18 protein-coding genes are annotated in these 13,264 nt (G+C 34.9%); 16 read left to right on the forward strand and 2 right to left on the reverse strand.

Annotated features, from left to right (window positions below; translation table 11 throughout):
• Positions 1-55: 55 nt before the first annotated feature.
• From V3Z67_RS13435 to V3Z67_RS13490, 12 genes are all read left to right on the forward strand, one after another.
• Entirely contained in the window at positions 56-823 is a 768-nt protein-coding gene (locus V3Z67_RS13435; RefSeq protein ID WP_330443793.1) for a HipA family kinase, read from the forward strand.
• Positions 824-876: 53 nt separating this feature from the next.
• A complete protein-coding gene (locus V3Z67_RS13440) occupies positions 877-1,737 on the forward strand; it encodes a hypothetical protein (protein WP_330443794.1) in 861 nt (286 codons plus the stop codon).
• Positions 1,738-2,327: 590 nt separating this feature from the next.
• Entirely contained in the window at positions 2,328-3,347 is a 1,020-nt protein-coding gene (gene porQ, locus V3Z67_RS13445; RefSeq protein ID WP_330443872.1) for a type IX secretion system protein PorQ, read from the forward strand.
• A 1-nt stretch (position 3,348) separates the two neighbouring features.
• A complete protein-coding gene (gene cmk / locus V3Z67_RS13450; protein ID WP_330443795.1) occupies positions 3,349-4,041 on the forward strand; it encodes a (d)CMP kinase in 693 nt (230 codons plus the stop codon).
• A 14-nt stretch (positions 4,042-4,055) separates the two neighbouring features.
• On the forward strand, positions 4,056-4,238 hold the full coding sequence (locus V3Z67_RS13455) for a hypothetical protein (RefSeq protein ID WP_330443796.1): 183 nt from the start codon (positions 4,056-4,058) through the stop codon (positions 4,236-4,238).
• Between the two features lie 884 nt (positions 4,239-5,122).
• Entirely contained in the window at positions 5,123-5,392 is a 270-nt protein-coding gene (locus V3Z67_RS13460; RefSeq protein ID WP_330443797.1) for a DUF7683 domain-containing protein, read from the forward strand.
• Between the two features lie 65 nt (positions 5,393-5,457).
• Positions 5,458-5,829 (forward strand): hypothetical protein, encoded by a 372-nt coding sequence (locus V3Z67_RS13465; protein WP_330443798.1) that lies wholly within the window; start codon positions 5,458-5,460, stop codon positions 5,827-5,829.
• Positions 5,830-5,864: 35 nt separating this feature from the next.
• The gene (locus tag V3Z67_RS13470; protein WP_330443799.1) at positions 5,865-6,305 is read left to right on the forward strand and encodes a hypothetical protein; all 441 of its coding nucleotides are present in this window, start codon (positions 5,865-5,867) and stop codon (positions 6,303-6,305) included.
• 45 nt (positions 6,306-6,350) lie between these two features.
• A complete protein-coding gene (locus V3Z67_RS13475; RefSeq protein ID WP_330443800.1) occupies positions 6,351-6,845 on the forward strand; it encodes a hypothetical protein in 495 nt (164 codons plus the stop codon).
• A gap of 150 nt (positions 6,846-6,995) precedes the next feature.
• A complete protein-coding gene (locus V3Z67_RS13480; RefSeq protein ID WP_330443801.1) occupies positions 6,996-7,466 on the forward strand; it encodes a hypothetical protein in 471 nt (156 codons plus the stop codon).
• 9 nt (positions 7,467-7,475) lie between these two features.
• Positions 7,476-7,805, forward strand: coding sequence for a hypothetical protein (locus V3Z67_RS13485; protein WP_330443802.1), 330 nt, complete (start codon positions 7,476-7,478; stop codon positions 7,803-7,805).
• 2 nt (positions 7,806-7,807) lie between these two features.
• The gene (locus V3Z67_RS13490; RefSeq protein ID WP_330443803.1) at positions 7,808-8,161 is read left to right on the forward strand and encodes a cyclic-phosphate processing receiver domain-containing protein; all 354 of its coding nucleotides are present in this window, start codon (positions 7,808-7,810) and stop codon (positions 8,159-8,161) included.
• Between the two features lie 7 nt (positions 8,162-8,168).
• Here the strand turns inward: V3Z67_RS13490 and V3Z67_RS13495 are convergent, their stop codons facing one another.
• Positions 8,169-8,534: a cupin domain-containing protein gene (locus V3Z67_RS13495; protein ID WP_330443804.1), complete on the reverse strand. Its 366-nt coding sequence runs from the start codon at positions 8,532-8,534 to the stop codon at positions 8,169-8,171.
• Positions 8,535-8,670: 136 nt separating this feature from the next.
• On the opposite strand from V3Z67_RS13495, the gene V3Z67_RS13500 reads away from it, so the two are divergent.
• From V3Z67_RS13500 to V3Z67_RS13515, 4 genes are all read left to right on the forward strand, one after another.
• A complete protein-coding gene (locus tag V3Z67_RS13500) occupies positions 8,671-9,903 on the forward strand; it encodes a nucleoside permease (RefSeq protein WP_330443805.1) in 1,233 nt (410 codons plus the stop codon).
• A gap of 321 nt (positions 9,904-10,224) precedes the next feature.
• Complete coding sequence (locus V3Z67_RS13505; RefSeq protein WP_330443806.1) at positions 10,225-11,508, forward strand: hypothetical protein; 1,284 nt, start codon at positions 10,225-10,227, stop codon at positions 11,506-11,508.
• Positions 11,509-11,744: 236 nt separating this feature from the next.
• A complete protein-coding gene (locus tag V3Z67_RS13510) occupies positions 11,745-12,080 on the forward strand; it encodes a hypothetical protein (RefSeq protein WP_330443807.1) in 336 nt (111 codons plus the stop codon).
• A 104-nt stretch (positions 12,081-12,184) separates the two neighbouring features.
• On the forward strand, positions 12,185-12,769 hold the full coding sequence (locus tag V3Z67_RS13515; protein ID WP_330443808.1) for a hypothetical protein: 585 nt from the start codon (positions 12,185-12,187) through the stop codon (positions 12,767-12,769).
• 113 nt (positions 12,770-12,882) lie between these two features.
• On the opposite strand, the gene V3Z67_RS13520 is transcribed toward V3Z67_RS13515, so the two are convergent.
• On the reverse strand, positions 12,883-13,209 hold the full coding sequence (locus tag V3Z67_RS13520) for a hypothetical protein (protein ID WP_330443809.1): 327 nt from the start codon (positions 13,207-13,209) through the stop codon (positions 12,883-12,885).
• Positions 13,210-13,264: the final 55 nt, after the last annotated feature.

Genomic DNA, 13,264 nt, shown 5'->3' on the forward strand with positions numbered 1-13,264 from the left:
TTTATTTTTAAATATAAATCTTAATTTTTATATTTGATAAGTAATGACTTATTAAATGCTTAGCGAACTAAAATCAATTCATACATTTTTAAAAGTTTATAATACAGGAGGTAATCCAGTATTGGTTACTTGCAATGATTTTAATTCTTGGATTTGTAAGCATGGGAGATTATTTGCTTCTCCTTTGTTTAATGAAGTTATTGGTTCCTGTTTTGCAAGATTATGGGAGTTAAGAACTCCTGAAATAGCCCTAATCAATGTTTCGGTAGATCATTTACCTATAGATAAATCAAATACTGTTCAGCCTATTTTTTTTAATAAGCCTTGTTTTGGTTCCTTTTATATAGAAGATAGTCAGGTGATTGATGAACCCACGATATTATCTTTCAAGGATGAAAGTTTTAAAAAAAAATTAAAAAATAAAGAAGATTTTTTATTGATAGCTCTTTTCGATATTTGGCTTTCTAATGAAGATAGAAATTATAACAATAGTAACTTACTATTGGATTATAGTGATGGAGATAGCTATTATTTTACAGTCTTTGATCACGATGCGATATTTAATTCAAATTCGTTAAATCATGGATTATATTTAATTAGTGATTCGGAATCTATAATATCTACAGATTTAGCTAAAATTTTATTTGTAAATAATAAAAAACTTGTAGAGCTCGTTAATAACATAGTTGAAAAGTTTTATTTTTGTGTTTCAGTTTGCAAAAGAGAATTAAAAAACATTCTTTCAAATATACCTGAGGCATGGAATTTGAATATCAGTAATTTAGAAGCTAATTTAATTAAGTTTTTATTTAATGAAGATTAGTTAAAGGAGTGTGAAAATCATTTTAGAGAATTGATTCAAGCAAATATTAAATAATGAAAACCTTTTATAATATAATATACCTTCCACTTAATGCTAATCTTAGAGAGAAGATTAGTATAGGACTTATTATGTCAAATGGTGAGGAAACTATTTTTAAGGTATCATACCAAAAATTAGCAATTCTAAAAAACTTAATATCCTCAAAAAAATATAGTTTTATTAAAACTTATTTTAAAAACATTGAGCACGATTTAAATTTTGAGATAAAATCTGATAAATATGAAATAGGTTTAAACTCTGAATTTAAAAAAAAATGGGTAAATCAGTCTTACATGAATTACCTTCATAGATATTCAAATAACCTTGTAAATTTTTCTGATACCGGCAATTTGGATATGGATTTAAATGAAGGAGTCTTTAAAAAACTATTTTCTAAATTTATTTTTGATTATGATGATGAATTTGATATAGTTAGTTCAAGAGAAAGTATTTACTCAAAAGTAGAGAAAAAACTTTATTCTAAAATTGAGAAGAGAGTAAATATTAATGTAACAGTAAGACCTAGTGATTTTGAAGAGTTGTTAACTCCAGTTGATGTCAATTTTATTGGGAAAAATGGAGTTATTGTAGCTGGGCAGACAGTTGATTTTGCCAAAAGACATTATAATTTAGAAAATGACTTAACAAGGTTTATATCTTTTACTAAAGCAGTTGATTATTCTTGTAAAAGGAAAGGTGAATACTTTTTAATTGGTCAAGAGCCTGATAAAAATGTTACAACACAAAATCATAAGACTTGGGAATATGTTAAAAATAGTCATCTAGTTAAATATGTAGATTTTAATGAAATTGATAGAATTAGTGACTATATTGAAAATAAAGATGTAGTACCTTTATTTGATAAAGAAGTATAAAACAAAAAACGGCTAAGGGATATCTTAGCCGTTTTTTTATGTTTCAGTGTTTGTCATTCCGATACGAAACGCAGTGTAGTGAGAAATCTCTGAAATTTGAATAGAGATGTCTCCTGCGGTCGACATGACATACTGCGCGCAATGGCGGTTGCGGTTTTGTCCTTTTGTCTTGACACAAAAGAACGAAAAAGTCAAGGCTATGGTTTCTCAGGCTATAAATTCCCTCATTCGGCTAAACCATCCGAACTCGGCTATCGCCTCAAACAGCGGATGCTTTTATACGCCGTTTTCGGTAATTTACTTAATGCCTTAAAATCTAATGCCGTTTGCTTACTCTTGCTGTCATCCTGACGACAGGAAGGATGTTTTTTCCATTCCGACTGTAGCGATAGCGTAACGGAGGAATCTTATTCAAAATTTAAAATTCATCATTTAAAATAGATTACTACGGTATATTGAAGTCTGTATTCTTATGTCTTTTATCTGTTATCTAAATCAAAATTCTAATCTTTAATTACTCTTATCTCGTAAGTAAAAAAATAATATCTTCGCACCTGCGTTATAGTATGCAGAAAAACCTACAGACGGCAATGTTCAAAAAAGCGTTTATTTACTTCTTTATCTTATTTACGGCGGTGTCTTACAGCCAGATAGGGGGTAAATACACATATCAGTTCCTTAATCTAGTTACCTCTCCGCGTCAGGCGGCTTTGGGTGGTAAGATTGTTACCCTGTATGATTATGACGTAAATCAGGCTATTTATAACCCCGCAACCATTAATCCGGAGATGGACAACCACCTTACGGCAAACTATGGTAGCTACTACGGGGAGGTAAATTATGGTACTGCTGCTTATGCCTACACGTGGGACAGGCACGTGCAAACTTTCCATATGGGGGTTAACTATGTGGATTACGGTACGTTTGAAGGGCGTGACGAAACCGGACTCCTAACAGGCGATTTTACCGGTAGTGAAATTGCTATTTCTTTTGGATATGCCTACAATGTACCCTGGACAAACCTTTACCTGGGGAGTAACCTTAAACTTATATCTTCTACACTGGAAAGCTATAACTCCTTTGGGGTGGCACTGGATATAGGGGCTATTTATATTGATACCGACAACGATATTAACTATGCGCTGGTATTGCGTAATATGGGTACGCAGTTAACTACTTATGCAGGACTGCAGGAAAAGCTTCCGTTTGAGATTATAGCGGGGATATCGCAGGAGGTAGAAAACGTGCCTATACGCTGGCACATTACGCTGGAAAACCTACAGCAGTGGAATATTGCTTTCTCAAACCCTAACCGTGCCGAACAGAGCATTGACGGGGAGGTGACCGAAGAGAAAGTTTCGTTTATCAATAATGCACTTCGTCACGTTATATTGGGTGCCGAACTGTTTCCGGGTAAGAGCTTTAACCTTAGGTTAGGCTATAACTTTAGGAGAGGGCAGGAACTAAGTATACAGGACAAGCGAACTTTTTCGGGAATTTCTGCGGGAGTAAGCGTAAGGTTTAATAAATTGCGCTTTGATTATTCGTACTCAAAATACACCCTTGCAGCAAATACAAGCCTTATAGGGTTAACCATTAACCTGCAGTAAATTGGATAAAAAAATTACGATTGCCATAGATGGCTTTTCGTCTACCGGAAAAAGTACGCTGGCTAAGCAACTGGCCAGGCATTTGGGCTATGTATATGTGGATACCGGTGCTATGTATCGTGCCGTTACGCTATATGCTATGCAAAACGGACTAATAGGTAACGATTTTTTTAACCGCGAAGGCCTTATTGAGCACTTAGATGATATTACACTACAGTTTTTGTACAATCCTGTACTGGAGTTTGCCGAAATGTATCTTAACGAAGTAAATGTAGAGAAGGAAATACGTACTCTAGCCGTGTCACAACTGGTAAGCCGCGTTGCCGAAGTACCACAGGTGCGCCACAAGCTGGTAGATCAGCAAAAGCACATGGGGGAGGCAAAAGGTGTGGTTATGGACGGACGCGATATAGGTACCGTAGTGTTCCCTAATGCCGAGCTTAAGATATTTATGAATGCCTCTCCCGAAACGCGTGCTCAGCGCCGTTTTAAAGAGCTTACAGGGCTAGGGCAGGAGGTAACTTATGATGAGGTGTATAAAAACGTGGTAGAGCGTGATTATATAGATACTCATCGTGAAGACTCTCCGCTTGTTAAGGCTGATGATGCCATTGAGATGGATAACTCTAATATCACTAAGCAGGAACAGCTCCAAAAGGTTATTGATATTGTAGATAAGCTACTGGCAGAATAATATTTACCTGCATTATGCAAAAAAAACTACTTTTTATATTTGGAGCCATAGTGGTTTTTCAGTTGTTTTATTTTTTAAGGAAAAGCATTATGCAACGCCGCAATGAAAAAGGTGTTTCCTTTTTTAATACTGCTCAAATACGTACTTACTTTGTAATTGTCCTTATTGCTTTACTGCTGTTTTTTATGATGACGTAGGTACTCTCCTTGTCATTCCGATACGAAACGTAGTGTAGTGAGGAATCTCATTTAAAATTCATCATTTAACATAGTATTGATAGTTGTCCTTTTGTCTTGACACAAAAGAACGAAAAAGTCAAGGCTGTGGTTTCTCAGGCTATAAATTCCCTCATTTGGCTAAACCATCCGAACTCGGCTATCGCCTCAAACAGCAGATGCTTTTATACGCCGCTTTCAGTAATTTACTTCACGCCTTTAAAACCTAATGCCGTTTGCTACTCTGTCGTTCTATTCTGATTGTCATTCCGATATGAAACATAGTGTAGTGAGGAATCTCTGATTTTTGAATAGAGATGTCTCCTGCGGTCGATATGACATACTGAATGTAATAACAGTTGAGGTTTTGTCCTTTTGTCTTGACACAAAAGAACGAAAAAGTCAAGGCTGTGGTTTCTCAGGCCATAAATTCCCTCATTTGGCTAAACCATCCGAACTCGGCTTTCGCCTCAAACAGCGGATGCTTTTATACGCCGTTTTCGGTAATTTACTTAACGCCATCAAAACCTAATGCCGTTTGCTTGCTCTGATGTTTTTAAGGTGTTGTCATTGCGAGCGTAATGCAATGGAGCGTGGCAATCTCTCATTAGATTACTTTGTCGTCCCTCCTCGTAATGACGCAAGAGGTTGTTATCCTGACGTTAGGAAGGATCTCTTTTCCATTCCTACTGTAGCGATAGCGTAACGGAGGAATCTTATTCAAACTTTACGTATCTATAGTATTAGCATGTAATATCTTACATGTTTTAACTGTTGAAAACTACTGAATTTTTAAATGTTAAAAAGTGTTAAACTTTTAAGTAAAATAATTATTTTGGCAGCATAATTAACCAAACCTTTACCTTATGAAACCACCAATTAACATCTACAATTATGTAGAGGAGTATCATCGTCATAACGATAAACTAAACAGGGAATTTGAAATTAATGAAATCAACCTTGGAGTAATCAAATCGTTTATCACACCTAATTTAAATGATCCAGAACTGTATAGTACTTATACTATTGATGAGGTTACTGCCGATAAAATCAATAAACATCTTTCAAAAAAAATTAGCTTTGATTTTGATACTTATGAGTATTGTTTTCAAAGATATGGCGACTATGATGAATAGTTAGCACATGGGGATGTTTTAAATAAAAAGCTTAAATTGTATTAATTATTTTTATAAACATCCCCATGAAAAAAATAATCCCCTTTATTTTAATTGCGCTGTCATCTTGCAGTAGCAGTATTTCGTTAGTAACGGTTAACGATGAGTACGGTTACAATATAACAAGCAAAAACCTCAAAGAGTTTAGTAACCCCGCCAAGACTACTGTAAAGCAGGTGAAAAGTAAAGAGGTGAGTGCCGAGTTTGATTACATGAAAAAGTATCTTATTACCGGTAAGGATCATCTTATTCCAAATGGAATTTTCACTTATGCCTTAGTAAAGGGAAGTGATACTATATATGCCAGTTCTAACCTTACTTATTGGTTTTATAAAGAGAGGGTGATCTTGTATCAGTCGCCTATCATAAATGTAGAAACCATAGCTGATTTACAGTAAACATTTATATTTGCACAAAATATAACCTTACCTATATGAAGTATCTTTCTTTATTAGTTGTATTGCTGTTGTTATCATGTAAAACTAATAATAGTATATCCCAAAATCCATGTAACACTGATTACTTGTATAAGCTTGAAAATGCCGATACATTAAACGACAGGAAAATATTCCTTTTCTTAAAAAACTACAATAATACGGAGTGCGCTAATAATGCAGAATACTGCCAGTGGAGAAATGAACTATTGTTTTTGTTGTTGGCTAACCATACAAATCAGTTTTTAAGTCAGTTAGACAGAATACCCGATAAAGCAAAAATACTGGATGAACTGGCTTCTCCTGTTCATGACGGAATAGATATTACTTCTGTTTTAGATAAGGTTAAAACTTATGATAAATATCCCGAAACAAAGCAGGAAGTGATTGTTGCTTTAAATACGGCAAAGCTAAAAGTGCGAAATACACGATTCTATTAAGCCTATATAATACCTAATATTTACTTTGTACTAAACCTTACTATAATGAAATACACTATTGCTTTTTTAATTGTCTTTTTATGTGCCGGATGTGAAATTAAAAAAGAGTATATAAACGATCCCGAAGATGTTGCCATGAGCAAACATTTAGCAAATTCGTTTTATGAAACCATGTCTCATGAGGAAAGAGTACCGCTTTATAAACTAATGGGGGATGAGGTAGATTTGGATGAATTTAAGTCAGTTATTGATGAGAAAGATTCGCTTTATGGAAATATAGCCTATGTTAAGGTTATTGATGTGCAAACAAAAAAAAGCGAAGGGACAGCCGGACTTCATGTTGAAAGTGAGGTTAGTACCGAAATATACCGTGAATTTGCCAAAGTTTACGAAAAGATACTTATAGTGCAGGAAGGGTATGAAGAGCCCAGGGTACAAAAATTTATCACTGATAGTGTAGGAGAAATCAATATTGAATACAGGGATTATAAAAGGCGTATTGAAGAAGAGGAAAAACGCAAATATGAATCTTCTAAATAATAAGAATTTTGCATAAAACAGTGCATTGGTCGGCTATAATTTGCTTTTCATCGAATAATTAAGAAAAATACTGTAAATATTTTTCTTACAATAGTTTACAAGGAATTTTTCTTATTAAATTTACTTCCCAACCAAAAACTACGGCCTGTTATGAAACACATTAGCTTAATGCTATTTGCAGTACTTGTTTGCGCATGTACACAACAAAAACAAAAGGAAACAGCACTACAGCCGGCTATTAAAACCGGCATGCACGTAACCCCGTGTGACTCTAATTTACTGTCACAGCTGGAGGGTACTAAAAATGTTAGCAACTATGAGGTTTTTCAGTACCTAAACACTTTTGAAAAGCTGGATGCTAATGTAAACCCCGAGTGTAATTACAGAAGGTTTAAAATTTTGTTCAGCTTACTGGATACTCATACCAATACTTTTTTACAAAAGCTGGATGAGGTATCGCCACAGGCAAAACAAAATGTATTTAAACTTATTATTATTGCCCAGATTAAGGAAGGAGATGTTAGACGTCTTTCTGAAAAGGTTACAGCAGCCGAGGCACAACCAAGAACCAAATCTGAAATGCTGGTTACCCTAATGAAGAGCTTAGGGCAGCACGAATAATATAACCGTATGAAAAAATACACCTTACTAACCCTGTTACTTGTTGTAACATGCACATCTGTATTATACTGGCAGTATGATTACACGCCTTTTTACCCGGTAAAACATGTAGGGAAGGAGTATGTTGTAGATAATATTGAGAAACAGTCGCATCAGTTTAATGAGAACTTGGTTAAGGTGCTTGGTTACTACAATGTAAACTTTAAAGTATGTAACGGGGTAGTGCACGTTAAAAATCAGCTTTATGCTAACAAACCCCTAATGTACAATTATACCCGAAAGGCTAAAGATGAAATGTGGTTTAACGATCATCATTTTGCTTATTACAAACAAAAATAAAATTGAATACCGAAAGAATAGCCTACAAGCTTTTTTTAGATGATGTTAGGGAAGTCCCTATGGTATACCCCGACCTTACTAATAAGGATTTTGTGATTGCAAGAACCTACAGTGAGTTTGTAGAGATTATTAAAGAAAACGGGCTCCCTTATTTTATTAGTTTTGATAATGACCTGGGAGAAGATGAACAGGGAAACCTACTGCCTGATGGTTATGCCGCTGCACAATGGCTGGTATACCAAAGCGGACTCGATTTAAAGAAACTTATTTTCAGGGTACATTCATCTAACCCGGTGGCATCGGTACAAATAAAATCGTTACTGGATAATTACATTAATCTTATAAACGAAAACTGATTTGTGTTTATATCCTGTCCAGGTTTTTTACGGTAAAGTCATTCTCGGTATTACCTGTATTTAGTGTGGTATTGGGCTCAAAAAGCAATACTTTTACTTCGCTTACAGCGACCGGTTTATGGTTGGTTCCTTTTGGGATAACAACAAATTCGCCTGCGTTTATTTCCAGCGTTTTATTGTCCAGTTCCATAAGAAGTTTGCCTTCCATAACCAGGAACATTTCGTCTTCATTATCGTGTTTGTGCATCACAAACTCATCTTTAAGTTTTACTACCTTTACCAGCTGTCCGTTAAGTTCGCCTACAATTTTAGGATTCCAGTATTCGGTAAAAGAATCAAATTTTTCCTTAAGGTTTACAGTTTTTATTTCCATGTTTAATTTTTATCAAATATACTGTTTTAAGTCGTGAAGTAATATGTATGCATGGTATAAAACTTAACCTTCACAATTCACTATATTTCAACTTTTTTGGTAGTTTTACGGCTATGTACAATCAATACATATATACATGGGTATAAAAGGCCGTTTGGTGTTAATGAACTTCCTTCAGTTCTTTATATGGGGTTCGTGGTTAATTTCATTAGGTAACTATATGGGCGCCTCGCTTGGATTTAGCGGTATACAGATAGGCGGAGTTTACACTACTATGGGTATTGCTTCGCTTTTTATGCCGGGACTGCTAGGTATAGTTGCCGACAGGTGGATTAACGCCGAAAGGTTACTGGGGCTCTGCCACCTTATAGGGACTGTACTTATGCTATATGCCACAACGGTGACCGATTATTTTTGGTTTTACATTATAATGTTACTTAATGCCTGTATGTATATGCCTACTATTGCATTGAACAATTCGGTTTCTTATAACGTACTGGAGAAAAAGGGATACAGCATTGTGACCGATTTTCCACCAATACGCGTGTGGGGTACTATAGGTTTTATTGCTGCCATGTGGACGGTTGATTTTTTAGGTTATACCCAAAGTGCAGGTCAGTTGTATGTTGGGGCTGTATCGGCTTTACTGCTTGGCTTTTATGCCTTTACCATGCCACCGTCGCCACCATTACAAAAAGAAACCAAAAAGAGCCTTATCTCTACCTTGGGGCTGGATGCCTTTGTATTGTTTAAACAACGCAAAATGGCAGTGTTCTTTATATTTGCCATGCTGCTAGGTGCTGCACTGCAAATAACCAATGCCTTTGGCGGACCTTTCCTTGAAGACTTTAAAACCGATTATCCTCATTCCTTCGGAGTACAACATCCTAATTTACTGTTGTCTATCTCTCAGGTTTCTGAAACTGTATTTATATTATTAATTCCGTTCTTCCTAAAACGTTATGGTATTAAAACTGTTATGCTATTTAGTATACTGGCATGGGTTTTCCGCTTCGGGCTGTTTGGTATTGGTAACCCGGATGACGGATTGTGGCTACTGGTGCTGTCTATGATTATTTATGGTATGGCGTTCGATTTCTTTAATATATCGGGTTCTATGTTTGTGGAGAAAGAGGCCGATCCAACCATACGTTCGAGTGCACAGGGTTTATTTATGATTATGACAAACGGTATAGGTGCTTTTGTAGGCGGACTGGCAAGCGGATGGGTAGTAGACCATTTTACCGAAAACGGTATTCGCAACTGGCAATACATTTGGTTTACTTTTGCTGCTTATGCTTTGATACTTGCCATTATTTTCCCTTTTGTATTTAAGGTAGAAAAAGGAGAGATGGTTAAGGAAGAATAAATAGAGACTTTTATACTTTGGGTATTTGGTAACTATTGATGTTTTTGTTTAGGTTTTCCGTATTTGCGGGAGTTGCTCGACGTTTTGTCGTGGTAATTTGCTTTTTGTCGAAAAATACACCCTCTTAATCGATGTTTCAAATAATTGGGGAGTTATAATTCAATAATAAATTCGTACTTTAATCGCTAAATTGTTAGTTATTATGAATATTTTATAATAAAACGGAATGATTAAACAAAAATTTAATATTTAGTTTCTTACAAGGATAAAATTTAGTATTTTCGTAAACAACCATAATCACCTTAAAACCACCACCTTATAATGAAACAGATGCCCCTTTTACTGTTTTCCGTACTGCTATTGCTGGTGGGTTGTAAAAAAGAACCCAAAAAGATTGCGGAAATAGAGCCTGTAGAAACTATTGTTCCTCAGGTTGAGTATACTATTAGCCTGCAGCCATACAATGGTGTATGGGTTCCAAAAAACTATGTAGATTCATTAAAGGTAAGCCGTTCGCCGTTTGCCTCATCAAAATATCTTAAAGGTATAAACAGTGTTGTTATTGCAGCCGCACCCGAAGAGCCTAAAACGCCCATAAAAATATATTATGGTACCGAAGGCGAACAGGGTATGATTATACAAAAAGATGCTGAACCTTATATTAGCTACAATACGCTTGACGGTAATGTGGAAGAGCGATTGTACATTAACAACGACATGCTTACATTTAACCTTAACGGACACAAGGCCGAACTGGTTAGGGTAGCTGAGGTTGCTAATGCCAAAGACGAGTCTAAAGGGGTAAATGATATTACTAACAGGGTACTGTTTGATAATAAGAGCTATTCCTGCCATTGCCCTGATTTGGGAGGTTTTACTACTAATATAAAACTGAATGCCGATGGTAGTGCCCAAAATCTTTTTGGGTATGATAACTATGAGGTGGCGACTGTTTTTGTATCGGATATCTATCCGATGGATAAAATATACTTTAAAAACGGAAGTGAGTGGGGTAAAAGCTACCATTACAAACTGGAAGGCGATAAAATAAGGCTGTTTGATATGGTTATTAACGATGAAGGTGCCATTGATATTAAACCGTTTTGTGTGCTTGAGGAAACTCAGTTTTTTAAGCTTACGCCCGATGAAAAGCAGGCTTATATTGACGAAAATAAAAGAAGCCTTGACGAGCTTGTAGTAAGCCATTATGGTGAGTATGCCACTATGGGTGATATGATGGAAATTACCGGAATACTATCGTCATTAAAACAGCAAAAAGATAATCTGTCGTTTTACATGTATGTAGCGGGGCAGGTTTATAAAAATAAAATGGCCGATTCATCTAACCCCATTGGAGAGAGCCTTGGTATTAGTGCCGATGATTATTTTTATCACATTTTCCTGGAAAGGCCAGAGCTTTTTTATGCCTACCTGGGAGCCGATAAAACGCCTTACCTGCAACGCAGGCTAAGACAGGCGGTTAAAGACAGGCTACAGCTTGAAAATGATGCTGCCGACGGTACAAAGTATGCTGATTCACTTTATAATGTGCATATCCAATACTGCAAAGGATATGAGTGGTCTGTAAAATCAGTATTTAAGTAAGGGTTTAAAAAGTACAGTTGGTTTTTAAATCCATATTTGCTTTTGTAATCGTATTGTAGTTATTGTGCTACAAAAGTGCAGTTTATCGACAAATTAAACCTTTTTATAGGTTTTTTATCATGAATTGTTATCTAAACGATAGGTGATTTACTTATTTGTTAAATTTAAGTATGGTTCTCACAACGAATCAAAAGTATTATTGTTTATCCTGTTTAAGAATTACCACGCTATACCCCATGAATCTTAAAGAAAAACTATTGCTTACGGTTCCCGAATTTGACTTTAGGGAATACCAAAACGAAGACGATTTTATTGTTGTTTGTTTTTTTGCCCTCTTCACGGCAAATAATATGCACAGTACTACAATTATGGAACATTGTGCCAACTGCATTGCTTTTATATACAATAATAAGTACCCCGACTATGATGCTATGCTGGACCAAATTGCACTAACCCTTTTTGATGAAGATCAGTTTAATGAAGCGTTTTTGAATTTGCTTCCGGCTGAGGTGCAACAGCGTTTTCACAACTCTATAGCGATGTGGAGGCAGGGTAGTGGTAGTGTGCAGTAGTTTTTATTTATGTTGTATTTTAACATTAGCGGGACGCTTGCGCCAGCGAGGGGGATATTAGCGCCAGTGTACGAAGCATTTTTATAAAATAATATAGAAAATAAATGGAATTATCATTAGAAAGTTTATTAAGCATATTAGCAATTTTTTTATCTATTGTTTCTTTATGGGCAAGTTGGCATCTATCTGATGTATACGGATTAAAAAACAAAATTTATGAAAAGAGATTATCTGCGGCGTTAGATTTAATTGAGGCTATTAAGTCTTTAAGTTTTAACAGCCACATGATAGATAAAGATGTACAGTTTTTAGGAGGGTTCGATACATTAAAGTTTAAAAATTATTTTAGAGATGATTATGAGGCTTTTAAAGAATCTCCTCTGTACTTCGCTATAGGAGAATATTATATGATATTTAAAAAACTGAAAGATTTACAGTCTAATCCTTATTTGGACAAGAAAATAGTTAGATCATTAGATTTTTTAAATACTCTATTGTCTACAACAGATACGTCATATATAAGAAATGGAGTAATTCTTACTCAGGAATATAATTATCAAGGAAGACTTTGTAATCCTGAATCCTTTTCATCTTTAGAAGAGTATATTGATAATATGGAAAATATACTGAAAGTTACAACAAAATGGTTAAGAAAAAAAAGTAGATTAAATGAAGAGTTTAATATTTGAGAAGCTAGTGACAAAGTTATCTTTGTGTCTCAAACTTAATTAAAAGCTTACAACAGTATTTCTCTGCTAGCGCGAGCGTTCCGCTCGTGCCAGCATAGGGGATTGAAAATATATTAATCTAAATCAAATTTTTGTAGTATGTTGAGTTTAAGTATATCTTCAAAGGGTAAATTTAATACTTCTTCAAAAGTTAATGAGATTGTATCTTCATCGTAAATCAAAGTATAAAATTCCTCTTTAGTCTTTTTTATTATTACCGGAAAGTTACCTACTAATGCGTTTGATATATTTTTATTTATCAGGTAGTCTTCGGTATTGTATATTAAATAATAAAAATCAGGAAACTCTATAAAATACTCTTCATCAATGATGATTTTATAGCCAATTTGCTTAGTTAAATATTGTAAAAGTAAATCGATTGTATTTTGTATGTTATTCATTAGGTGTTTTCTAAAATAGAGTTTCTATTCAATATTTTACTAGCCTAAGCTTGAA

This window comes from Flavobacterium sp. C4GT6 (assembly GCF_036347315.1).
GTDB lineage: Bacteria > Bacteroidota > Bacteroidia > Flavobacteriales > Flavobacteriaceae > Flavobacterium.